Below are 20,328 nucleotides of genomic sequence, written 5' to 3'. Positions count from 1 at the left end.
GGGTTGATGCAGGGTTTCAGGACTTGCGCGCGGCGCTCGCTTCGCCGGCATTTGCACCGGGGTCGCCGAGCCATGCGATGGTCAGCGCGCCGATCAGCAGCACGGCCGACACGGCCAGCAGCGGCAGCGTGAAGCCGCCGGACATCTGCTTGAGCGCGCCGATCATCGACGGTCCCGCGAAGCCGCCGAGATTGCCGACGGACACGATGAGCGCGAGTCCGCCAGCGGCGGCGCGGCCGGTGAGAAAGCTAGAGGGAATCGCCCAGTACGTCGCCTGGAACGCGAGAATTCCGCTGACGGTGAAACACAGGGCGATGAGCTTCAGGAGCGGCACGTCGGTCAGCGCGCTGCACGCGAGCGCGGCGGCGGCGACCAGCAAAGCGCCGGCAACGTACGGAACGCGCTTGTGCGCCTTGTTCGCCACGCGCGCCCACCACAGCATGACGAACGCGCCGATCAGGTAGGGAATGGCCGTCAGCCAGCCGACGACCGAGTGCGTGACGCCGAATTGCTTGATGATCTGCGGCATCCACAAGCCGACGCCGACCGAGCCGACGATCCCGCAGAAGTTGATGAACGCGAGCACGAACACGCGCCAGTTGGTCATGGCGTCGCGCAATGTGCTGCCGTGCTTGCTGCCGATGTCGCTTTGCTCGGCGACGAGGCGTCGCGCGAGCGTGGCCTTCTCGTCATCGCTCAGCCACGTGGCCTTCTCGGGACGATCGGCGAGGATGAACAGGCACGCCACGCCGAGCAGCACGGCGGGCAGGCCTTCGATCAGCAGCAGCCATTGCCAGCTTTTCAGGCCGTGCAAGCCGCCCAGTTGAAGCAGCGCGCCGGAGATCGGCGAGCCGATCATGTTCGCGACGGGAATGCCGACGAGGAACGCGGCCGTCACCTTGGCGCGCCATTTGCCGGGAAACCAGTGCGTGAAATACAGATAAATGCCGGGCGTGAATCCGGCTTCAGCGATGCCGAGCAGAAACCGCGCGCCGGCGAAGCTCTTCGGCCCGACGACGAACGCCGTCAGCATCGAGCACACGCCCCACGTGATCATGATGCGCGCGATCCACACCCGAGCACCGACCTTCTGCATGATGAGGTTGCTCGGAATCTCGAACAGGAAGTAGCCGATCGAAAACAGTCCGGCAGCGAGGCCGAATTGTTCGCCTGTGAGACCGAGGTCCTTGTTCATCGTCAGCGCCGCGAAGCCGACATTCGTTCTGTCGAGATAGCTGACGACGTAGCAGAGGAAGATGAACGGAAGAATGCGCCGGAACGCCTTCGCGAGCGTGCGTTCGCTGGCGGCGAAGTCTTCGCTGGCGAGCAGTGTGCCGCTCGTCGCGTTGTTCGAGCGCGCGACGCGGGTTTCATCGATGGTTTGCGAGAGTTGCATGCCTGGCTCCTCCATCGCGCTGCTTGGGCGCAATGTCTCGACTTCTCGTCGTGCGGGCCTGCATGGCCCATCGACGGGAAAGCCTTAGTTTTTCTTCGCTTGCTTGGGAAGCGGTCCGGGAACGGTCATGTCGGCCTTCAACACCAGGCCGTTCGTCGATTCAGTCATGAAGAGCGTCTTCATGTCCGCGCCGCCGAAACAGAGATTGGTGAGCGACACGCCTTCCTGCGCGGTCAGAATCTCGACCGGCTCGGCGCGGCGATTGAGCACCCACACGCGGCCAAGCCCCGGATTCGCGATGAACAGCCGGCCTTCGGAATCGATCGTGAGACCGTCCGGACCGCTCGGGCCGTAGGACGTGAAGAACTGGCCGACCTTGCTCACCGAACCGTCCGCCTGCAGCGGCACGCGCCACACGCAGTTGCCGCGCGTCATGCCGACGTAGAGCACTTTTTCGTCCGGCGACAGCACGAGTCCGTTCGGGCTCGGGCAATTGCCGAGCAGCATGTCGAGCTTGCCGTCGGGCGACAGCCGATACACACGGCCGGTCGGATCGTGCAGGCCCGACTGACCCTGATCCGTGAAATACAGGTTCCCGTGCGAATCGAAGGTCAGGTCGTTCACGCCCTTGAAGCGCTCCGAGTTGCGGCGCTCCAGATAGGGCTTCACTTCCCCGCGCTCGATGTCGAGCAGCATCAGGCCGTTGCGATAGTCGGTGATGAGCAAGTGCGCGTCGTCGAACAGCTTCATCCCGTTGGGCTCGCCGTCGTACTGCGCGACGAGATCCCACTCGCCCGAAGGCGAAATGCGAAAGATGCGGCCATAGGGAATGTCGGTCACGTACAGATGGCCGCGCGGATCCCAGACAGGACCTTCGAGAAACGAATCGGTGGTCATGCCGCCGCGATTGGCGCGTGCCCAATCGGTCCGTGCATCCGGCTTCCGGTATTTCTCCGGCATGCGCGTGAACACCTGCGCTTCGCGCACTTCGGGCGATGTGAGATAGAACATGCTGAGTAATCCTGCGAACGTCACGCCACCTTTCGGGCGTTTTCCTCGATGACCGCGAGCACGTTGGCCACCGCACCCTTGCCCATGTTCACGTAGGCCGCTTCGCTGACGCCGCCGACGTGCGGCGACAGAATCAGGTTCGGCACGGACTGGAACGGATGCGGATGCACCATCGGTTCGACCGCGAAGCTATCGACGCCGGCCGAGCGCAACTGACCGCTCGCGAGCGCCTCGACGAGCGCGGGTTCATCGATCAGCCCGCCGCGCGCCGTGTTGACGACAATCGCGCCCTGCTTCATGCGGCTCAGCGCGTCGCGATCAATCATGTTGCGGTTCTCGTCCGTCAGCGGACAGTTGAGCGAGAGCACGTCGGACCCGGCGTAGATCTCGTCCATCGACGCGAGCGTCACGCCCTGCGGCGCTTCCTTCGCGAACGGATCGAAGGCGAGCACGTTCATGCCGAACGCGACGCCGATGGCCGCAACACGCCGCCCGATCGAACCGAGACCCACGACGCCGAGCGTGCGGCCGTCGAGTTCGAAGGACTTGTGCGTCGACTTGTCCCAGTGGCCGGCGCGCATGCGGACGTCGAGCTGCGGCACCGACTTCGCGCACGCGAGAATGAGCGCCCACGCGTGCTCGGCGACCGCCGCGGCGTTCGCGCCGACTGCCGCGCGCACCGCGATGCCGCGCGCAGCGGCGGCTTCCTGATCGATCACGTCGATGCCGCTGCCGTGCTTCGAAATGACCTGCAGGTTTTCCGCTGCATCCATGATGCGGGCGTTGATCCTGCCGTAACGAACGATGATCGCGACCGGCTTCGTCTTCTCGCACAGGGCGACGATGTCGTCTTCGCTCGGCTGCTTGCCGGCGAACACGACTTCGAACGCCTCGAGCATGTCGAGCGCTTGCGGCGCGAGATCGGCTGCCGTCACCAGCACGACGGGCTTTCGGGCGTTCGTGTCCATTACAGCGCCTCGCCTTCGGCCAGCATGCCGGCCGCGCGCAGTTCCTTGTCGAGCCAGCCCGGGCGCACGTCGCCCTTGTGGATCCCGGCGATGCGCGCCGTTTCGGTATCGAGCTTCTTCTGCGCGAGTTCGACGATGCGCGCGACATCCGCACGCGGAATCACGACGACGCCATCGGCATCGCCCACGACGAGATCGCCGGGCTTGACCGCCGTGCCGCCGGCGGAGATCGGGTGGTTGACAAGACCGGCCACGCTCTTCGTCGGGCCGCACGGATTCAGGCCGGCGGAGAAGATCGGATAGTCGCCGTTCGCGAGCTCGTGCGCGTCGCGCACCGCCGCGTCGATGATGATGCCCGCGATGCCGCTCACCTTCGCCTGCGTCGCCATGATCTCGCCGAGCAACGCGCAGCTCACGTCGCCCTTGCCGTCCACGACGATCACATCGCCCGGCTTGGCCACGGCCAGCGCCGCATGGATCGCGAGGTTGTCGCCCTGACGCACTTCGACCGTGATGGCCGGCCCCGCGACCTTCATCTTCGGCGACAGCGGCTTCACGCGGCCATGCAGCGTGCCGCGCCGTCCGGCGACATCGGCGAGGATGGCGGCCTGGAACTTCGCTGCGGCGTCGACGAGTTGCGGCGATACGCGCTCGATGTCTCGGATGATCGGTTGATTCGTGTCGGTGCTCATGGACTAACCCTCTGGACAAAGTTGTATTGTGTACAACGGTGGTGTACGAAGTGAAATCACTTTATCGCGACGAGCCTGAACGATGCCACTAGCGTTAACCCTTTTACTGTGTGCATCGGTGTTTTACTGTGTACAATCATCGAAAGAACGTGGACGAGGAGACGAGATGGGAAACGACGGTGTGGTCGCGGTTGAACGGGCGCTCGGCCTGCTCGACTGCTTCAGGCTCGGCAAGGAGAAACTCTCGCTTGCGGCGCTCGCAACCGCTTCGGGCATGCACAAGACGACCGTGTACCGGCTCATGAACTCGCTCGAGCGCATGGGCTATGTCGTGCGGTCCGACGACGGCATGTACGGGCTCGGCGCTCGCGTGCTCTATCTCGGCAAGCTCTACGAGCAGTCGTTCCATCTGTCGTCTGTCGTGGAGCCGGTGCTGTTCTCGCTCGCCGCCGCGACGAAGGAAAGCGCCTCGTACTACGTGCTCGACAGCGGCAAGCGCCTATGCCTGTTCCGCGCGGAACCGTCCGAAGGGCTGCGCGAAACGCGGCTCGCGGGAACATCGCTTCCGCTCGACGACACCGCCATCGGGCAAGTCATCCGCTATTGGGCACTTCGCGAGCCGATCTTCTCCGAGCCGCCGCAGATTCCGCTTTTTACCTCGGGCGCGCGCGATGTGCACACGGCGGCATTCGCCACGCCCGTGTTCGGCCCTGACGAGGAATTCAAAGCCGCGCTGACGCTGTCCGGTCCGGCCTCGCGCCTGAGCGTGGCGCGCGAAACGGGCGAACTCATTGCCCCGCAACTGCAGGCCGCGTCCGACCTCTCTCGGCGGCTCGGTGCGAGCGTGGCCTTCTGCGAGCGCATGTACGGTCCGGGCGAGCGACGCTAGGCGTTTTATGACGCGGCGCCGAGCAATGCGCTCGCGGAGAGTGCTTCATCGAACAGGAGCGAGCGCACGTTTTCATCGTCGATATGAAAATGGCCGATCACGCCGGACAGCGTCAACACGCCGACGAACGCATCGCCCATGCCGAAGAGCGGCGCGGCCATCGACGCGAGCAGCGGGTCGCCGACGCCCGCCGATGAAGCGATGCCCGCCACGCCCGCCGCCTCGAACGCCTGCACGGTCTTGCGCTCGAAGCGCTTGAAAGCGAGGCTTGATGCCGACTTGTCCATCGGACGGCGTGTGCCGGCACGAATCGCGACGCGCACATCACGCTCCGGCTCCGCGCGCAGCAGACAGACGCGCCACTCGCCGTCGCGCACGTAGACGGACGCGCTGCTGCCGGTTTGCTCGCTGAGCCGATCGACGACCGGCCGCAATGTCGACACCAGATCCACGCCGCTTTCGAATGCGCGGCCAAGTTGCGCGGCCTTGACGCCCAGCCGGTACGCGCCGCTCGGTTCCTTATGCACGAAGCCGCGCGCTTCGAGCGAAAGCATGTATCGCAGGATCACGCTTTTGAAGAGACCGGTTTGCTCCTCCAGGTCCGACAGCGACCGCCCGCCCGGCTCGCCCAGAAACGCTTCGAGCAACGAGAGCGTCCTGTCGACGGCGGCGACGGACCGGTCGATTAGTTCGTCATCCTTATTGCTAGATTTCATCGCCCGTGCCTTTTATTTGCAGCCGAGTCTTCCGGCAACTTGATGAGCACATGCGGAGTCAATTCGTCGATGCCGTTGACGCCCAGCAAGCCGAGGTTGCGCTGCACTTCCGCGTACAGAATGCCGATCGCGTGCGCGACGCCCGCCTTGCCGGCCACCGACGCGGCATAGTTGAACGGCCGGCCGACGAAGACGAAATCCGCGCCGAGCGCGAGCGCCTTCAATACATCGGTGCCCCGGCGGATGCCTCCGTCGATCATCACGGCGATGTCGTGACCGACTGCCTCCGCGATTCGAGGCAGCACGCGAAGCGGCGCGGCGGTGCCGTCCAGCTGACGTCCGCCATGATTCGAGATGATGATTCCGTCCGCGCCATGATCTCGCGCGGCGACTGCATCTTCTGCGGCCATGATGCCCTTGATCACGAGCTTTCCCTTCCATTGCTCCCGAATCTGAAGCACATGACTCCAGTTCAGATGATCCTTCGCGCCGAAATCCCGCACCACGCGGCCCGAGAAGATGGGCGCGCCTCTCGTCGCATACGAGTTCTCGAAATGCGGCATGCCGTGCTTGACCAGCGTTCTGAGCGCGGTGCCGAAGAGCCATCGAGGCCGCGTGACGCCATCCCACGCGAGCCGCATGCCCGGCTTTAGCGGCGTCGAAAAACCCGTGCGGATATTGTTCTCGCGATTGGCCAGCACGGCCGTGTCCACGGTGAGGACGAGCGTGTCGTAGCCCGCCCGCTCGACGCGCTCGATCAGCGCACGAATCTTCTCCGGTTCACCGGGAAGATAGGCCTGAAACCACGTGCCTGAAGCTTCTTTCGCCACTGTCTCGAGGGGAATGAGCGACGAGCCGCTCATGATCATCGGGATTCCGGCTTCGCGAGCGGCTTGTGCCTGCACGAGGTCGCCGCGATAAGCGGACAACGCGGAAATGCCCATCGGCGCGATACCGAACGGCGCGCGATAGGTCTTGCCGAGCAGTGTCGTCGCTTGCGTGCGCCGGGAGACGTCGCGAAGCACACGCGTCACGAAGCGATACTCCGAATACGCCCGCTCGTTGTCGTCCAGCGATGCGTTGCGCTCGGCCGCGCCTGAGATGTACCCGAAGATGGGACGCGGAAGATGCCGCCGCGCGGCGATCTCGAAGTCATCGAGCGACAAGTATCGCCGCAACGTTTTGGGAACCGGCTGCGCCGGCGGATGCTTTATCTGTTCCGCTTTCATTGCCTGCCTCTCCGATGCACGCATGCCGTCAGAGGCAGGACATCGATATGCATTCGTGGTCCGCGCTGCTAGTCTGCATGATCGCGCCGTGCTTTCGGAAATCATAACGTCGTTATGAAAACGGCGCAACGACTTGCGAGGCCGATCCGAACCGAACTGGCCTGCACGCGCGATGAAGAATCGTCCCTGTTCGCGAGCGTCGTTGCTGCCCGATACTCGAATGCGTTATCGAGATCGAAGAAAAACACCATGACCGCACACGCCTTCACCAACGCCAACCTTCTGCTCGCCTGGTCGGCCTACTTCGTCGGCACGGCGAGCCCCGGCCCGAGCAATCTGGCGATCATGGCTATCGCGAGCACATCGGGACGGCGCGCGGCGTTATCGTTCGCGGCGGGCGTGATGTCCGGCTCCTTCTTCTGGGCGATGCTCGCCGCGCTCGGCCTTTCCGCCGCACTCACCGCGTATTCGGGCTTTCTCGTCGCGGTGAAGATCTGCGGCGGCGTCTATCTCTTGTGGCTCGCGTTCAAATCGGGGCGCTCGGCATGGCGTCCGCGAGCGCGCGCATCGTCGGCAAATGCGGCTGAGCACGGGGTGCGGCGGCTCTATGCACGCGGCGCGCTGCTGCATCTGACCAATCCGAAAGCCATTCTCGTGTGGATGTCCGTGGCCGCGCTCGGCTCATCGGCAAGTCAGGGACCGATGCACATGCTGACCGTCGTCGCGGGCTGTCTTTGCATTGGCCTGAGCGTGTTCGGCGGCTACGCGGTGCTGTTCTCGATGGCATCGGCACGGCGCATCTATGCGCGCGTCCAGCGTTATTTCGATGCATGTCTCGCCATCGTGTTCGGCGCCGCGGGCATCCGGTTGTTGGTATCGCGCGTGTGAATGCGCGTCGAGGGCTTGAATCGTCTCACCGAACCTCTTCAAAACTCACTGCTTCTTGATGCGCCACTCACCGCTGGCCGTCTTGCACGCGATCGGCGTCCAGGTCTGCGTCTGTCCCTTCGCCACGGCGACGAGCGTCACGCGACGGCACTTGTCGCCGCCGCTCGATGTCGTATCGCGCGGCGTCACGGTGCCTTCGATATGCACAGGATTGCCCGTGCCTTCGTTGCTCCAGCGCATCGTCTCGCCGTCCTTCTTCGTTTCGAGCGCCTTCTGCGCCGCCCGATTCAACGCCTGGCGATCGGCCGGCTTCATGTAGGCGATCGGCGTGTCCTTCAGGAAGTTCAGGTTGTTCGCGAACGCGCCCGCGCACGACAGCGCGCTCGCGCCGGCCACGATGCATCGCAAGACAAGGCGTGCTTTCATTGTCTGTCCTTTCATCACACGTCCGTTCACGTGGACATCGCGAATCATGGCCCCGAAACGCGCGTCCACGATGAATCCGGGTCGAACTCCGTCAAGGGCGGCGCGGATGCGCCCCGGTTCTTCTGATACACCACGCCGTTGTTATTGACGATGAACGTCATGACGCCGCTTTTGCCGTATTGCGCGGGATAAGCGGCCATCGCGAAGCCCGCCAGCATGCGCCCGTTGATGAGATAGCTGAACGCGCCGCCCGGTGCGTGCTTGCCCTGCTTCGTGAGAATGCGGAAGTAGTAGCCGTGATAGGCATCGCCCGGCTTGTGGCTTTCGAAGTGACGCGAACTCGCGGCGATCAGCGGCCCGAACGGGCTTGGCTCTTCGCCATTGGCGGTATCGGCGGGCCAATAGAGACCGTCCTGCTTGCCGGGCGAACTGCCGAGCTTGCGCGCGTATTGCAGCACGCCGTCGCCCATGCGGTCGCGCGTCGCGTATTCGCGCTGCGCATCGAGATAAGCGTGCAGCACCTTGATGGCCTCGCGTTCGTTCGCGCCGATACGCCGGTCGAGCACCTCTTGCACGCCCTCTTCTGTCGCGAAACGCCATGCGCCGTGCTCGCGAACGAGCGGGATCGGCATGGGCCACGCTTCGTCGCCGATACGCAAGTTGCGCCGGTCCGGCGCCGTCTCCACGAGCGTATGGAACGTCCTCATTTCCTTCAGCGCGTTCTCGCGCAGCTCGCGGTTCTCCGCTTCGTCCGGCGTCACGACGAGCTGCTTGTGCGCTTCGCCGAAGATGGCGATGAGCGCGTCGTCATCGTTCGACTCGAGCGCCTGTTCGAGCGCGCTCACGGCGTCGTCGGGCGTCGCGAACGTTCTTTGCGCGGCTGCCGCGACGGCGTGCAGCGGGACCAGCGTCGCAAGACAGAGCGCGATGGCCGCGAAGACGCGCTGCGATTCGCGTAAAGCGCCGACGATGATGTGACCGTGCATCGCGCGTCTCCTAGCGTCGTCCGCCGCCGCCGCGCCCGCCGCCGAAGCTGCGCCCGCCGCCGCCACCCGAGAAGTTGCCGCCACCCGAGAAATTGCGTTGACCGCCCGAGAAGTCGCGGCCGCCTTGCCCCGCGCTCGACATGGACTGCCGGCTTGCCGCGCCGCGCGCACTGTCCGCGCGCGCCGTTTGTGCCGAGCCGTAGCCGCTGAACGCATCGCCGCCGCGGCTCTGCACATTGCCGGTGTTCGCCGCGCGCGGCGTGCCCGATGTGTTCGACGGCGTGCGCGCGCCGACACGCTGCGCGCCGCCTGCCCCGGCTGCGTTGCCGCCCGCCGTGCGCGACGGCGCATCGCCCACGCGTTGCGTCGATGCCCGCGTCGTCCCGCCCGATACCTGCCCCGGCTTCTTCTCCGAACGCCACGCGCTCGACTGCGCTGTGTTCGTTCCGCGATTCGCCTGCCGCTCGGTTTGGCGATTGTTGATGTTGTTCTGCACTTCGCTGCGATTGATGTTCTGCTCGCGATTGATGTTGATCGTGTTGTTGCCGCCGCTGTAGTTGGTTTCGTAGTGGCCGCCATGCCAGGCGGCGGTGATCGCGGCGCCCCAGACGAGGCCCGTTGCGAACGCGGCGCCGGGCGCATACGGGTAGTAGTACACCGGATAGGGCGCGGGCGCATATGAATAGACCGGTGTCGGGCTGCTGACCACGACCGTCGACGGGTTGTACTGCGGCACGTAGATCACTTCGGGATTCGACGGCACGATCTTGATCACTTCTTTCTCGACCACGACCGTCTGCTTGTCGTCGGTCTTGAGATTGCCGACCGATTGCGTCTGCCGCCTGAAGCGCTGCACGCCTTCGAGCACGGCGCTTTGATCGGCGACCACCGCTTCGCCGAGCGCGACGGTCCAGTCCAGATCGCCGCTCATCTTCTTCACCACTTCGGGATAATTGACGAGCGCCTTCACGGAGTCATGCCACGCTTCGTTGACGGGCAGGCTCGTGTCCGTCTTTCTGCGGTCGATGAAGCGGTCCGCCTGCACGACTTCGATCGGATACGTGGACGCAGGAAGAATGATCGCGATGAGGTCGTCGGGATACAGCGCGATGGGGCCGACGAGCTTGTCCACTTGCGCGGAAGTCAATGCGGCCGGCGACGCGCCGCTCGCGGCCGGAGCCTGAGCGTACGCGCCCGCATTGCCGACGAGCGCACATACGACGATGAACACGCTGATGATGTCACGCATTGTTCTCAACTCGCGAACGTCGCCCTGGCGGGCCCGCGTCGATTGCGCCGTGCCGCAATGCTGCGTCTGCATGCATCGCGGCGTCGCGGCGCGTTATGTATTCGCTTCGTCGAATTCTCTCTCGTATGAGGCGTGTGGCTTTTTTATGTCGGGCGGCGCAATGCACTTCGAAGATATGCAAACGCCATCGCGATTTCAAGGCATGCATGTCGCTTAGCGGATGCATGCAATCGTCTCATTCGGTCGGCGCTTGCCCGAAGTGCACGATGACGTCCTTCACGCCCGGCGTATTCTCCGCTGCGACGCGAATGGCGTGACCTTCTTCCGCTCCGACGACCGGTCCCCAAAGATGGACCACGCCGTTCTCGACAATGACGTTCTCGCGCGCCATTGCCCAAGGCTGGCCTTTCATGCTTGCGAGCACGTCTTCGCGAATCGCGTGATCGCCGTTCTCAGCCGACGAAGGCACCTCCGGCGCCATCGTCACGAGCGCGCGAATCAGGTTCGAGCGGCTGACGACACCGACGATCTTGCCGTCGCGCATCACCGGAACGCGCTTGATCTTCCGACGTTCGAGAATCTCCGCGATGTCGCCGACCGGACACGATTCCGTCACCGTGGTCACGTTCGTGCTCATCACGTCCTTGACCTTCCTCGCATGCTCCCTCACGTACTGGCTGGCCAGTTCCGCCGTCGATGCCACCATTTCGAGCCACCACGCCCGTTGCCTGACGCCGGTCCCGATCTCGGCGCGATGCATGAGATCGCCTTCCGTGATCATGCCGAGCAGCTTGCCGGACTCGTCCACCACGGGCATGCCGCTGATACCCGCGAACACCATCATGCCCGCCGCGTGCTGTATCGACATATCCGGTTCTGCGGTAATGATCTTGGTGGTCATGATGTCGGACGCTCTCACGTTCGTCTCCTTCGAAAGGCCGGCATGATCCGGCCGATTGTTTCGATTTGATGACTGTCGATTCAGGACGCAAACAGCGACTGGTTGCACGCCCGTTCCAATTGGAATGTGATTCGCGATTGATTTGATTCTAGGTTAAGCAGCAGACGCTCGATGAGCAAACGTCAGCGAAATGGGACGTTCACAACAGCCGGTCTAGCGCCTATCTTGATGTAGAAAGTGTAGGGCGCCCGAACGTTGTAATGCGCGTCTTGCTCTTGAATTAGGCGTCAGTGCGTGATATCGACTGTGAGTTGGAAGAAGACGTTGCTGTCCCAGTAACTATCAGAGCGCCGCTCGCTAAAACCGGGTTGGTGACTTAAGCGTAACAGTGGAGAAGAATGATGCAAAGACGAAACTTCATCATGAAGTCAACCGCCGCTCTCGCATTCGGCTGCCTCGTGCTCGCCGGTTGCACCACCAACAGGAACGCAGGCGCCGAGCAAGCCGCAGGCTCCGCCGACCAGCGGCGTTCCATAGACGCGGACGTCGACAGCACGATCCAGCGCCTCTATTCGACGGTTCCCGGTTCCCGCGAACTGGTCGCCAAGTCGCGCGGTGTTCTCGTCTTCCCGTCGGTGCTTCAGGCAGGCTTCGTCGTAGGCGCCGAGTATGGCAAGGGTTCGCTGCGCGTTGGCGGCAGCACCGTCGGCTACTACAGCACGACCTCGGGATCGTTCGGACTGCAGGCGGGCGCGCAATCGAAGGCGCTGATCTTCCTGTTCATGACGCAGGACGCGCTCGAGAAATTCCGCCAGTCCAGCGGGTGGTCGGCCGGTGCGGACGCTTCCGTCGCGCTGCTCAAGATGGGCGCGAACGGCAAGATCGACACGACCACCGCGACGAAGCCCGTCACGGCGATCGTGCTGACGAATGCGGGGCTGATGGCCGATGCCTCGCTACAAGGCACGAAGGTATCGAAACTGAGCGAGTGAGTTTGCGGGGCCATGCGGTATCGTCGCCACGGGACAGTCCATTCGACTGTCCCGTGGCGGTCAACGGAGAAAGTGCGCGAGCGCGAGCACGTAGATCGCCGTGACCGTCAATTGGCAGGCCGTGAATGGCAGCCCGTATCGAAAGAAGCGGCCGAAACTGACGGGCACGCCTTCCTGCGCGCAGATGCCCGCCGCGACGATATTGGCTGCCGAGCCGACGAGCGTGGCGTTGCCGCCGAGCGTCGCGCCGTACATCATCGCGATGAAGACGGGGATGACGTGCTCCGGCCATTGCGTGAACTGCTCGGACAACGCGGACTCGGGGACGAACTCGGCCATGACGAGATAACCCTTCACCATCACGATGGACGCGGCGGCGACGGGCACGTTGGCCAGCAATGAAGACAGAAGACCGATTCCGCAGATCATCGCGAGTGAGATCAGCGTGACGTGCGTGCCGAACAGTTCATAAAGCCTGAGCGACATGAGCTGCAGCAGGCCCGTCTTCGTCATGCCCTGCACGAGACAGAAGATGCAGCTCAGGAACAGCAGCGTCTTCCAGTCGATGTCGCGCAGCACACGTTCGGTCGGCTCGACCCTGAACGCATACGCGACAAGCAGCGCAAGCGCGCTCGCAATGACCGCGACGACCGGCGGCACGATTCGCGTGGGAAGCTCCTCGCCGAAGACGAAGAGCATCATCATCAGCACGAGCACGGCCAAAGCCAGCGCGGCATAGATCGGACGCTTGAGCTTCGCATGCGCGCTGCGTGGCGCGAGCGGCGTGGCGCTTCGCCATATGTTCCGCATCAGCAGCGGCAAAAGCGGAATCACGACCGCGATGGCAAGCACGCCGCCGAGACTGGCGCGCCGCAAGTACTCCCCGAACGTCATGCCGATGGAACTGCCGACGAGAAACGTCGCCGGATCGCCGACGAGCGTCAACAGGCCGGCCGCATTGCTGACCACGGCGGTCAGAATCATCGGCGGGACGATATCGATTCGAAGCGCACGGGCAACGCGAATGATGATGGGCGCGAGCAGGATCACCGTCGTTGCGTTGGGCAGCAATGCGCACAGCGGCGCGACGATCACGATCAACAGAAGCAGAAAGCGTTTCCCGCTTCCCGCCGTCGCTCGCAGAAAGAGGTCGCCGACGAGATCGAACAATCCTGTGGTCGCGAGGATTCTCGCGACGACCATGCCGCCGAACAGCAGGCTGATGGGACCCGCCGCGGTGCGCGCGGTGGCGATCAGGTCCGTGTCGTCGATGATGCCGAGCGCGATCAGCAAGCTCGCGCCCACGAGCGCCGCGACGGCCATGTCGATCAGATCCAGCGCGATCACGATGATGACCGCCGAGAACACGCCGATGACGAGATAGATCTGCCAGTCGCTCATGGCCCAAGCGCCGTCGCTATTGCATCGGCGGTGCGTACATCAGGCCGCCGCGCGTGTAGAGGTCGTTGAATCCGCGCTCGATCTTCAGCGCACTGCCCGCGCCCAGATTCCTGTCGTACATTTCTCCGTAATTGCCCGCGCTTTTCAGCGCACGAAGCGTCCATCCGGCATCGATGCCAAGCGACGCCGTGACCGTCTCGTCCGGAACGAGCGCACGCGCGACGTTGGGATCGCGTATCCGCTCCGATACGTTCTGGCGCGTCACGGCCAGTTCCTCGGCGCCGATCAGCGTATAGAGCACCCAACGCACGATGACGAGCCACGCGATATCGTCGTTGCGCACGGCCGGCGCATGAGGCTGCCTGGAGATGCGCTCAGAGAGAATCGTCATCGACGCGGGACCATCGGGTGCGCGACTCTTGAGCGTCGCCAGGAGAGACGCATCGGCCGTCATGGCGCTGCATCGGCCAGTGTTGAAACGCTGAGTGAGTTCGTTGACGGAGGCGACGCGCAAAGGCTTCAGATCGAGTCCCCTCGCATTCGAATAACTGACGAGATTCGTTTCGCTCGATGTATCGCGCTGCACGCAGACCGCTGCTCCCTTGAGCGACGAGAGCGTGCGAACGCCGCTTTTCGTCGACACCATGAAAGCCTGTGCGTCGTAAAAGAGCACGCCCGCGAACTGCACGCCGACCGTGGCTTCGCGCAGCAGCGTCCACGTGGTATTGCGCGCGAGCAGATCGATGCGGCCCGTTCTCAGCGCAGGAAAACGCGCGGACGTCCTGAGCGGAACGAAGGCGACCTTGTTGCCGTCGCCGAGCGTCGCGGCCGCGACCGCGCGGCAGAAATCGGCATCGATGCCGGACCAATGCCCGGATGCATCGAGCTCGGAGAAACCGGCGATGCCTTCACTGACGCCGCATCGCAAGACGCCTCGGCCCTTGACCTGCGCGAGCGTTTCCGATCCCGTTGCACGGCCGCTCGCGTGCGAACTCGACAGCGCGAGCAACAATGCACCGGCAATCGCCGCGATGCAACGCGTTGGTCGTTTCATTGTCTGTCAGTGTCGAGTGGTTCGGGCCGCTTCGACAGCACTCATGCATTATTTGAGTTGTAGATGAAACACCCGTCAGTTCAAGCCGACTTTAGAGAGAGGCGCAACGTCGCGAGTCAGAAGCTGACGGCGAAACCGAACGACACGCCATGCACGTTGTGGCCGAACACATAGCGCACCATCGCCCGCGTGCGCGTGATGACGACCGGATACCGGCTGCTGTCGAGTTCGAGACCCACGCCGAGCGATGTCAGATCATTGAAGCCCAACACGCCCGCGCTGTCGCCGAAGTAATGCGAGTACGCGGTTTCGAGGACATAGCGCACAGGACGGTCCAGTGCGGAGAGGCCCGTCGGCGCGCGCCACCGCGCCCACAGGCTGAACTGCTGCGCGGTCGCCGAGCCTTCGACCGCCGAAGACGATCCACCGAAACTGCGTAAATAGATATCAGTCGCGCGAAGTTCGAGGTCGATCTCATAGTGCTCGCGATAATGCTCGAGATCGAGCATGAGCGAGCCGCCGACGCCGTACGCGTTGAGCGCACCATCCTCGAGAAACTGGAGGTTCGCGTCGGCGACGTGATTGAAGACCGTCTGCGCAATGCGCAGATCGCTCGCGACGCGGCCCAGCATGCCATTGATGATCGGCCTGAAGCGCAGTTCGCTCGTGATCGGAAAGTCCCAGCCTATGCCGACAGTGGTGCTTGCCGTGTTCCATTTGGCCGGTACGGGGCGTGCCTGTCCGCCGTCACTTGCAACGAAGGTCGGATCGTAGCGGCTATATGCAACAGTGCCTTCCAGATAGAGCGGAAAGGACCGGCTGAGCGTGAAGCCGCCGCCCAGTTGCGTCTGGCCGAAGCCCGGATTGCCGGTCGTGCCGCTGTTGATCGAGAGCGAGCTCGTGGTGACATCCGGCACCGCGGTGTAGGACATGACCGCGAGCACGGCGTCCGCATAGCGCTTGACGTTGGTGCCGACGACGGTCCGCTCGGGCGCGCCTTGCGCCATCGCGGTGTCCCACGCGACGGCGGCGAGCAGCACGAGCAATCTGACGATACGCAGCCGCCACGATGAGAAGGTCGGATTTCGCACGCACGGAGCCCGGTTCGATATTGAACGGCCATTGCATGGCAAAAATGTAGCGCACCGATGGTCGGACGCCAAGCAGTCGTGACGGAGTGAGTTCCGCGATCGATGCGATGACGGTCAACGTCCGTCGATGATGTACTACGCTATAAAGGTTCGGCCACACAGGCGGTAAGCGGTTGTTTAGTGAAGGACCGGAGGACTCAATGAATGCTCACGTCCCGCTGTCCGTGCTGATGCTTGCTGTTCTCATGGCGGGCTGCAACACGCCGCCGATTCCGCCCGGCAAGTCAGTCGATATACCGACCGCACTCGAAAACGTACTCGATGGGCTGTGTCGTTTCAAGAAAGCGCAGGCGGACGGCCAGCAGAACTACGGCGTTGCCGTCGATTCAGTGACCGTGCAGCTCGATCTCACTGTCGACGGTGGACAGACGCCGCCCGTGTCGGTGGCGCCCGATATCAAATTCATACCGACGGTCAGTTACGGGCACATCATCACGGCGACCACCGGCAGCCGGCTGATCGTGACGCTCAAGAACGTCGATGGTGTAAGCGGCTCCACCATTCGATGCAATGCATCGGCGGCCCCGACCGCGCGCTCCAGTGAATCGACGGAGGGACGAAATGCTGTCGCCGATCACTGAACGCACCGCATCGAGAGAACTGCTCGACGTGCTGATCCGCGCGGGACTCGTTGCCGTGCTCGCCGTTTTCTGCTTTCGCGTGTTCGTCCCGTTTCTCAATCTGATGGTGTGGGCGTTGATTCTCGCGGTCACGCTCTATCCGCTGCAGGCGCGGCTGCGCGGTCCGTTCGCGGGCCGGGAAGGATTGATCGCCACGCTGATCGTCGTCGCTGCGTTCGTCATCATCCTCGCGCCGACTTATCTGCTCGGCGTCGCGGTGGCCAACTCGATCGAACGTGCAATGGCCGTCTTCAGGAGCGGCAGTTTCCGCATTCCTCCGCCAGCCGATTCGGTGGCCGCGTGGCCGCTCGTCGGACAACGGGTGTACGACTTCTGGACGCAGGCATCCACCGACATGACGGGACTCGCGCAGAAGTTCGCCCCGCAACTGAAGGAAGCCGGTCTCGCGGTGCTCGGCACGGTCACCGGTCTCGGCGCGGGCCTGCTCGTGTTCTTCGTCGCGCTCGTCGTCGCGGGCGTGTTCATGGCGCACGGAGAGAAGGGCTATCAGAGCGCCGTGCAGATTGCCTCGCGAATCTCCGGACCGGGAAACGGCCAGCAGATCGCCGACCTGTGCACGGCCACCATTCGCGCCGTCGCGCAGGGCGTGGTCGGCATTGCATTCATCCAGATGCTATTGATCGGCGTCGCATTCATCGTCATGGGAATTCCCGGCGCGGGCCTGCTCGCACTCGCGATATTGCTCATCGGAATCATGCAACTGCCGGCGACGTTGATTACCTTGCCCGTCATCGCCTTCGTGTTCCTCACGCGAGGCGTCAGCACGGCGGCGATCCTCTTCGCGATCTATGTCTTCGTCGCGGGTCTCGCCGATAACGTGCTCAAGCCGCTGTTGCTCGGGCGCGGCGTCGCGGTCCCGATGCCGGTCGTGCTGATCGGCGCGCTCGGCGGCATGGTGACGGGCGGCGTCATCGGGCTGTTCATCGGTCCTGTCATGCTCGCCGTGGCCTACAAGCTGTTCTGGCGCTGGGTGAGAGACCAGCCAGAAGCGGACCCGCCGATCGACGATAAACGGCCTGTCGCCCACTGATCCGTCTTGCGGAGGGCGTGCGATCATGTCGACCGATTCACCCGTACACGCGCGCGCCCGCTTCCACATTCCAGTGCTCGAATGGGTTCGCGACTACCGGAGCGCGTGGCTCAAGCCGGACATCGTCGCGGGCATCACCGCCGCGGCGGTCGTCCTTCCCAAAGCGATGGCCTACGCCACGGTGGCCGGCCTTCCCGTCGAGGTCGGGCTTTACACGGCCTTCGTTCCGATGGTGATCTACGCGCTGTTCGGATCGTCACGGCCGCTGAGCGTCAGTACGAGCGCGACGCTCGCAATCCTGACTGCCGCTGCGATCGGCGAGGTGTCGCCTGGCGGCGGGACCACGGCGCTGCTGACCGCGACCGCGACGCTCACGCTTCTGGTCGGCATTATTCTCGCGCTTGCGTCGCTCTTGCGACTCGGGTTCGTCGCCAACTTCATATCGGACCCCGTACTGACGGGCTTCAAAGGCGGCATCGCCGTGGTCATCGTGCTCGACCAGTTGCCCAAGCTGTTCGGCGTCCACTTCGCGAAAGGCAGCTTCTTTCACAACGTCTGGGCGCTCGTCGCGGCCCTTCCGCATGCGTCGATCAACACGGTCGCCGTGGGCTTCGCGACGATCGCGATTTTGATTGCGCTCGAACATTTCTATCCGAAGTCGCCGGCGCCGCTGATCGCGGTCGGATGCGGCATCGGTGCAGTCGCCGCGCTCGGCTTGCAGGCGCACGGCGTCGAAATCGTGGGGCATATTCCGACCGGGCTGCCGCCGCTCGTGAAGCCGGACCTCTCGCTGATCGAAGCGCTATGGCCTGCGGCAGCGGGCATCGCGCTCATGAGCTTTACCGAAACCATCGCATGCGGACGCGCGTTCGTGCAAAGCGGCGAGCCGTTGCCGTCGCCCAACCGTGAGTTGCTGGCGACGGGCTTGAGCAACATGGCCGGCGCCCTGTTCGGCTCCATGCCGGCGGGCGGCGGGACGAGTCAGACGGCAGTCAACCGGCAGGTGGGCGCGCATTCGCAACTCGCGGAACTGGTGACCGCCTGCGTCACGCTCGGCACCATGATTCTGCTCGCACCGCTGATCGGTCTCATGCCGCATGCGACGCTCGCTGCGGTGGTCATCGTCTATTCGATCGGGCTTTTCAAGCCGGCGGATTTTCGCGCGATTCTCGCCGTCAGACGCACCGAGTTCGTCTGGGCGATCGTGGCGCTCGTGGGCGTGGTATTGCTCGGCACGCTGAAAGGCATTCTCATTGCAATTGTCGTTTCGCTCGTCGCACTTGCGCATCAGGTCTCCGACCCGCCCGTTCACGTTCTGCGGCGCAAACGTGGAACCAACGTGTTTCGCCCTGTCTCGGATGAGCATCCCGACGACGAACAGTATCCCGGCCTGCTGCTTTTGCGGCCCGAGGGAAGGATCTTCTTCGTGAATGCGTCCAACGTCGGGCAGAAGATCACTCCGCTCATCGAGCAAACGCGTCCCGAAGTGGTCGTGCTGGATATGCGGTCGGTTTTCGACCTGGAATATTCGGCCTTGAAGATGCTGACCGAAGGCGAGAAGAAGTATCGCGAGAGCGGAGTCAGTTTATGGCTGGTCGGACTCAGCCCGGCGGTTTATGGCGTGGTACAGAAGTCGCCACTCGGGAAAACCTTGGGGCGCGAGCGCATGTTTCTCAATCTCGAACAGGCCGTTGCCGCGTGGCTCGATTTGCAGAAACGGCGAGCGCGTTAAAACCAGTCAGACGCGAGCGGGAGCACACCATGTCGCAAAGCGAGCCGGGTCCGGTTCTCGATCCAATCGACAGAGTGTCCGAGATCGTCTTCGGTGTCCTCATGGCGCTTTCGTTCACGGGCGCACTCAGCGTTTCAACCGCCGGGCGACAGGAAATCCGCACCTTGCTGTTCACTGCGCTCGGTTGCAACCTTGCGTGGGGACTCGTGGATGCCGTGATGTACCTTCTTCGCACGGCCACCGACCGGCGCAGGAAGAAAGCGCTTCTCGTACGACTCAGGAATACCGAGACTGAGCCCGAAGCACACCGCCTGATACAGGATGCGCTGCCGCAACTCATTGCCGATGTCATTCGCCCTCCAGCGTTACAGGCGCTTCATCAATCCCTGCTAGCGGTGCACGAGCCGCCTCATCGACTCGTATTCAGGGATTACTCGGCTGCAGTTGGAATCTTTCTTCTCGTGGTTCTCGCAACCTTCCCGGTCGTCGTGCCGTTCATCTTCATACCGAAGATCGCCTTGGCGCTGCGTGTCTCGAACTTGCTGGCGATCGCGACGTTATATATAGGCGGCGCGATGCTCGGGCGCTACGCCGGCGGCAGACCCTGGGTGTACGGTCTCGCGTTGTCGGCGATAGGCGTCGCCCTGCTTTCCGTCATCATCGCGCTGGGGGGCTGATCGCGCGTTACGTCGATATACACGCGTGTTCACAATACCGCTATTTGTTTCTCGCGGACGGAATCAGCCGCCGGTCCATTCTCGGTGGGTGATGTCGGCGCAGTCGCCGCTGGAGGAGCTTGCGACACCGATCCTTTGATGAGGTAGCCACTCGAAGTCAGAAAGATCGCGAGCAACAGGACGAATTCCATAGCGGTCACCTTGAACGCGATTCGCCAGCGCAGGGAAGGCATGCGTCTTCGCTGCAATAGATGCATAGGAGTGTAGACATTCCTTATTGCAATAAAAAGGATGCGATG

20 protein-coding genes are annotated in these 20,328 nt (G+C 63.4%); 7 read left to right on the top strand and 13 right to left on the bottom strand.

The genetic code is table 11. From position 1 onward, the window contains the following. Positions 1 to 16: 16 nt before the first annotated feature. The 4 genes from AWB72_RS22760 to AWB72_RS22745 all read right to left on the bottom strand — a co-directional run bounded on the left by AWB72_RS22760 (position 17) and on the right by AWB72_RS22745 (position 4,067). The gene (locus tag AWB72_RS22760) at positions 17 to 1,396 is read right to left on the bottom strand and encodes an MFS transporter (RefSeq protein WP_040053625.1); all 1,380 of its coding nucleotides are present in this window, start codon (positions 1,394 to 1,396) and stop codon (positions 17 to 19) included. A gap of 84 nt (positions 1,397 to 1,480) precedes the next feature. Then, complete coding sequence (locus AWB72_RS22755) at positions 1,481 to 2,407, bottom strand: SMP-30/gluconolactonase/LRE family protein (protein WP_040053725.1); 927 nt, start codon at positions 2,405 to 2,407, stop codon at positions 1,481 to 1,483. Positions 2,408 to 2,427: 20 nt separating this feature from the next. Beyond that, positions 2,428 to 3,375, bottom strand: a complete 948-nt coding sequence (locus tag AWB72_RS22750; protein ID WP_040053624.1) for a hydroxyacid dehydrogenase — start codon at positions 3,373 to 3,375, stop codon at positions 2,428 to 2,430. Further along, entirely contained in the window at positions 3,375 to 4,067 is a 693-nt protein-coding gene (locus AWB72_RS22745; RefSeq protein WP_040053623.1) for an RraA family protein, read from the bottom strand. Before AWB72_RS22745 ends, AWB72_RS22750 begins: the two co-directional genes overlap by 1 nt. 166 nt (positions 4,068 to 4,233) lie before the next feature. On the opposite strand from AWB72_RS22745, the gene AWB72_RS22740 reads away from it, so the two are divergent. Then, positions 4,234 to 4,956 (top strand): IclR family transcriptional regulator, encoded by a 723-nt coding sequence (locus AWB72_RS22740; protein WP_040053622.1) that lies wholly within the window; start codon positions 4,234 to 4,236, stop codon positions 4,954 to 4,956. A gap of 5 nt (positions 4,957 to 4,961) precedes the next feature. Here AWB72_RS22740 and AWB72_RS22735 read toward each other — a convergent pair whose 3' ends face one another. Both AWB72_RS22735 and AWB72_RS22730 read right to left on the bottom strand, forming a co-directional pair. After that, complete coding sequence (locus AWB72_RS22735; RefSeq protein WP_040053621.1) at positions 4,962 to 5,672, bottom strand: IclR family transcriptional regulator; 711 nt, start codon at positions 5,670 to 5,672, stop codon at positions 4,962 to 4,964. After that, a complete protein-coding gene (locus AWB72_RS22730; RefSeq protein ID WP_040053724.1) occupies positions 5,669 to 6,901 on the bottom strand; it encodes an alpha-hydroxy acid oxidase in 1,233 nt (410 codons plus the stop codon). The genes AWB72_RS22735 and AWB72_RS22730 overlap by 4 nt, the downstream gene beginning before the upstream one ends. A gap of 249 nt (positions 6,902 to 7,150) precedes the next feature. Between AWB72_RS22730 and AWB72_RS22725 the strand changes: the two genes are divergently transcribed. Then, positions 7,151 to 7,789: a LysE family translocator gene (locus AWB72_RS22725; protein WP_040053723.1), complete on the top strand. Its 639-nt coding sequence runs from the start codon at positions 7,151 to 7,153 to the stop codon at positions 7,787 to 7,789. Between the two features lie 45 nt (positions 7,790 to 7,834). Here AWB72_RS22725 and AWB72_RS22720 read toward each other — a convergent pair whose 3' ends face one another. The 4 genes from AWB72_RS22720 to AWB72_RS22705 form a co-directional block, all read right to left on the bottom strand. Continuing rightward, the gene (locus tag AWB72_RS22720) at positions 7,835 to 8,215 is read right to left on the bottom strand and encodes an RT0821/Lpp0805 family surface protein (RefSeq protein ID WP_052450190.1); all 381 of its coding nucleotides are present in this window, start codon (positions 8,213 to 8,215) and stop codon (positions 7,835 to 7,837) included. Between the two features lie 44 nt (positions 8,216 to 8,259). Then, on the bottom strand, positions 8,260 to 9,201 hold the full coding sequence (locus tag AWB72_RS22715) for a DUF2950 domain-containing protein (protein ID WP_084593155.1): 942 nt from the start codon (positions 9,199 to 9,201) through the stop codon (positions 8,260 to 8,262). A 10-nt stretch (positions 9,202 to 9,211) separates the two neighbouring features. After that, on the bottom strand, positions 9,212 to 10,450 hold the full coding sequence (locus tag AWB72_RS22710) for a DUF3300 domain-containing protein (RefSeq protein WP_244285712.1): 1,239 nt from the start codon (positions 10,448 to 10,450) through the stop codon (positions 9,212 to 9,214). A gap of 235 nt (positions 10,451 to 10,685) precedes the next feature. Next, on the bottom strand, positions 10,686 to 11,369 hold the full coding sequence (locus AWB72_RS22705) for a CBS domain-containing protein (protein WP_040053620.1): 684 nt from the start codon (positions 11,367 to 11,369) through the stop codon (positions 10,686 to 10,688). A gap of 383 nt (positions 11,370 to 11,752) precedes the next feature. Between AWB72_RS22705 and AWB72_RS22700 the strand changes: the two genes are divergently transcribed. Further along, the gene (locus tag AWB72_RS22700) at positions 11,753 to 12,343 is read left to right on the top strand and encodes a BPSL1445 family SYLF domain-containing lipoprotein (RefSeq protein WP_040053719.1); all 591 of its coding nucleotides are present in this window, start codon (positions 11,753 to 11,755) and stop codon (positions 12,341 to 12,343) included. A 60-nt stretch (positions 12,344 to 12,403) separates the two neighbouring features. Here the strand turns inward: AWB72_RS22700 and AWB72_RS22695 are convergent, their stop codons facing one another. From AWB72_RS22695 to AWB72_RS22685, 3 genes are all read right to left on the bottom strand, one after another. Next, positions 12,404 to 13,744, bottom strand: coding sequence for an ArsB/NhaD family transporter (locus AWB72_RS22695; protein ID WP_040053619.1), 1,341 nt, complete (start codon positions 13,742 to 13,744; stop codon positions 12,404 to 12,406). Positions 13,745 to 13,760: 16 nt separating this feature from the next. Beyond that, positions 13,761 to 14,798, bottom strand: coding sequence for an amino acid ABC transporter substrate-binding protein (locus tag AWB72_RS22690; protein ID WP_040053618.1), 1,038 nt, complete (start codon positions 14,796 to 14,798; stop codon positions 13,761 to 13,763). Between the two features lie 116 nt (positions 14,799 to 14,914). Further along, entirely contained in the window at positions 14,915 to 15,805 is an 891-nt protein-coding gene (locus tag AWB72_RS22685; protein WP_087128752.1) for a hypothetical protein, read from the bottom strand. Positions 15,806 to 16,089: 284 nt separating this feature from the next. On the opposite strand from AWB72_RS22685, the gene AWB72_RS22680 reads away from it, so the two are divergent. The 4 genes from AWB72_RS22680 to AWB72_RS22665 are packed head-to-tail and all read left to right on the top strand — an operon-like array spanning position 16,090 to position 20,029. Next, positions 16,090 to 16,530, top strand: coding sequence for a hypothetical protein (locus AWB72_RS22680; protein WP_052450174.1), 441 nt, complete (start codon positions 16,090 to 16,092; stop codon positions 16,528 to 16,530). Beyond that, a complete protein-coding gene (locus tag AWB72_RS22675; RefSeq protein WP_040053616.1) occupies positions 16,511 to 17,620 on the top strand; it encodes an AI-2E family transporter in 1,110 nt (369 codons plus the stop codon). Before AWB72_RS22680 ends, AWB72_RS22675 begins: the two co-directional genes overlap by 20 nt. Before the next feature lie 25 nt (positions 17,621 to 17,645). Then, entirely contained in the window at positions 17,646 to 19,352 is a 1,707-nt protein-coding gene (locus AWB72_RS22670) for a SulP family inorganic anion transporter (protein WP_040053615.1), read from the top strand. Positions 19,353 to 19,381: 29 nt separating this feature from the next. Beyond that, complete coding sequence (locus AWB72_RS22665) at positions 19,382 to 20,029, top strand: VIT1/CCC1 transporter family protein (protein WP_040053614.1); 648 nt, start codon at positions 19,382 to 19,384, stop codon at positions 20,027 to 20,029. The last annotated feature ends 299 nt before the right edge of the window (positions 20,030 to 20,328 follow it).

It is taken from the genome of Caballeronia concitans (assembly GCF_001544615.1).
Classification (GTDB): domain Bacteria; phylum Pseudomonadota; class Gammaproteobacteria; order Burkholderiales; family Burkholderiaceae; genus Caballeronia; species Caballeronia concitans.
This window is presented reverse-complemented; position numbering and strand designations above follow the sequence as displayed.

What these genes read in the sequence shown, in the direction of transcription:
- AWB72_RS22760 (WP_040053625.1), bottom strand. Translation starts at nt 1,396, where the DNA reads ATGCAACTCTCGCAAACCATCGATGAAACCCGCGTCGCGCGCTCGAAC.
- AWB72_RS22755 (WP_040053725.1), bottom strand. Translation starts at nt 2,407, where the DNA reads ATGTTCTATCTCACATCGCCCGAAGTGCGCGAAGCGCAGGTGTTCACG.
- AWB72_RS22750 (WP_040053624.1), bottom strand. Translation starts at nt 3,375, where the DNA reads ATGGACACGAACGCCCGAAAGCCCGTCGTGCTGGTGACGGCAGCCGAT.
- AWB72_RS22745 (WP_040053623.1), bottom strand. Translation starts at nt 4,067, where the DNA reads ATGAGCACCGACACGAATCAACCGATCATCCGAGACATCGAGCGCGTA.
- AWB72_RS22740 (WP_040053622.1), top strand. Translation starts at nt 4,234, where the DNA reads ATGGGAAACGACGGTGTGGTCGCGGTTGAACGGGCGCTCGGCCTGCTC.
- AWB72_RS22735 (WP_040053621.1), bottom strand. Translation starts at nt 5,672, where the DNA reads ATGAAATCTAGCAATAAGGATGACGAACTAATCGACCGGTCCGTCGCC.
- AWB72_RS22730 (WP_040053724.1), bottom strand. Translation starts at nt 6,901, where the DNA reads ATGAAAGCGGAACAGATAAAGCATCCGCCGGCGCAGCCGGTTCCCAAA.
- AWB72_RS22725 (WP_040053723.1), top strand. Translation starts at nt 7,151, where the DNA reads ATGACCGCACACGCCTTCACCAACGCCAACCTTCTGCTCGCCTGGTCG.
- AWB72_RS22720 (WP_052450190.1), bottom strand. Translation starts at nt 8,215, where the DNA reads ATGAAAGCACGCCTTGTCTTGCGATGCATCGTGGCCGGCGCGAGCGCG.
- AWB72_RS22715 (WP_084593155.1), bottom strand. Translation starts at nt 9,201, where the DNA reads ATGCACGGTCACATCATCGTCGGCGCTTTACGCGAATCGCAGCGCGTC.
- AWB72_RS22710 (WP_244285712.1), bottom strand. Translation starts at nt 10,450, where the DNA reads ATGCGTGACATCATCAGCGTGTTCATCGTCGTATGTGCGCTCGTCGGC.
- AWB72_RS22700 (WP_040053719.1), top strand. Translation starts at nt 11,753, where the DNA reads ATGCAAAGACGAAACTTCATCATGAAGTCAACCGCCGCTCTCGCATTC.
- AWB72_RS22695 (WP_040053619.1), bottom strand. Translation starts at nt 13,744, where the DNA reads ATGAGCGACTGGCAGATCTATCTCGTCATCGGCGTGTTCTCGGCGGTC.
- AWB72_RS22690 (WP_040053618.1), bottom strand. Translation starts at nt 14,798, where the DNA reads ATGAAACGACCAACGCGTTGCATCGCGGCGATTGCCGGTGCATTGTTG.
- AWB72_RS22685 (WP_087128752.1), bottom strand. Translation starts at nt 15,805, where the DNA reads ATGGCGCAAGGCGCGCCCGAGCGGACCGTCGTCGGCACCAACGTCAAG.
- AWB72_RS22680 (WP_052450174.1), top strand. Translation starts at nt 16,090, where the DNA reads ATGAATGCTCACGTCCCGCTGTCCGTGCTGATGCTTGCTGTTCTCATG.
- AWB72_RS22675 (WP_040053616.1), top strand. Translation starts at nt 16,511, where the DNA reads ATGCTGTCGCCGATCACTGAACGCACCGCATCGAGAGAACTGCTCGAC.
- AWB72_RS22670 (WP_040053615.1), top strand. Translation starts at nt 17,646, where the DNA reads ATGTCGACCGATTCACCCGTACACGCGCGCGCCCGCTTCCACATTCCA.
- AWB72_RS22665 (WP_040053614.1), top strand. Translation starts at nt 19,382, where the DNA reads ATGTCGCAAAGCGAGCCGGGTCCGGTTCTCGATCCAATCGACAGAGTG.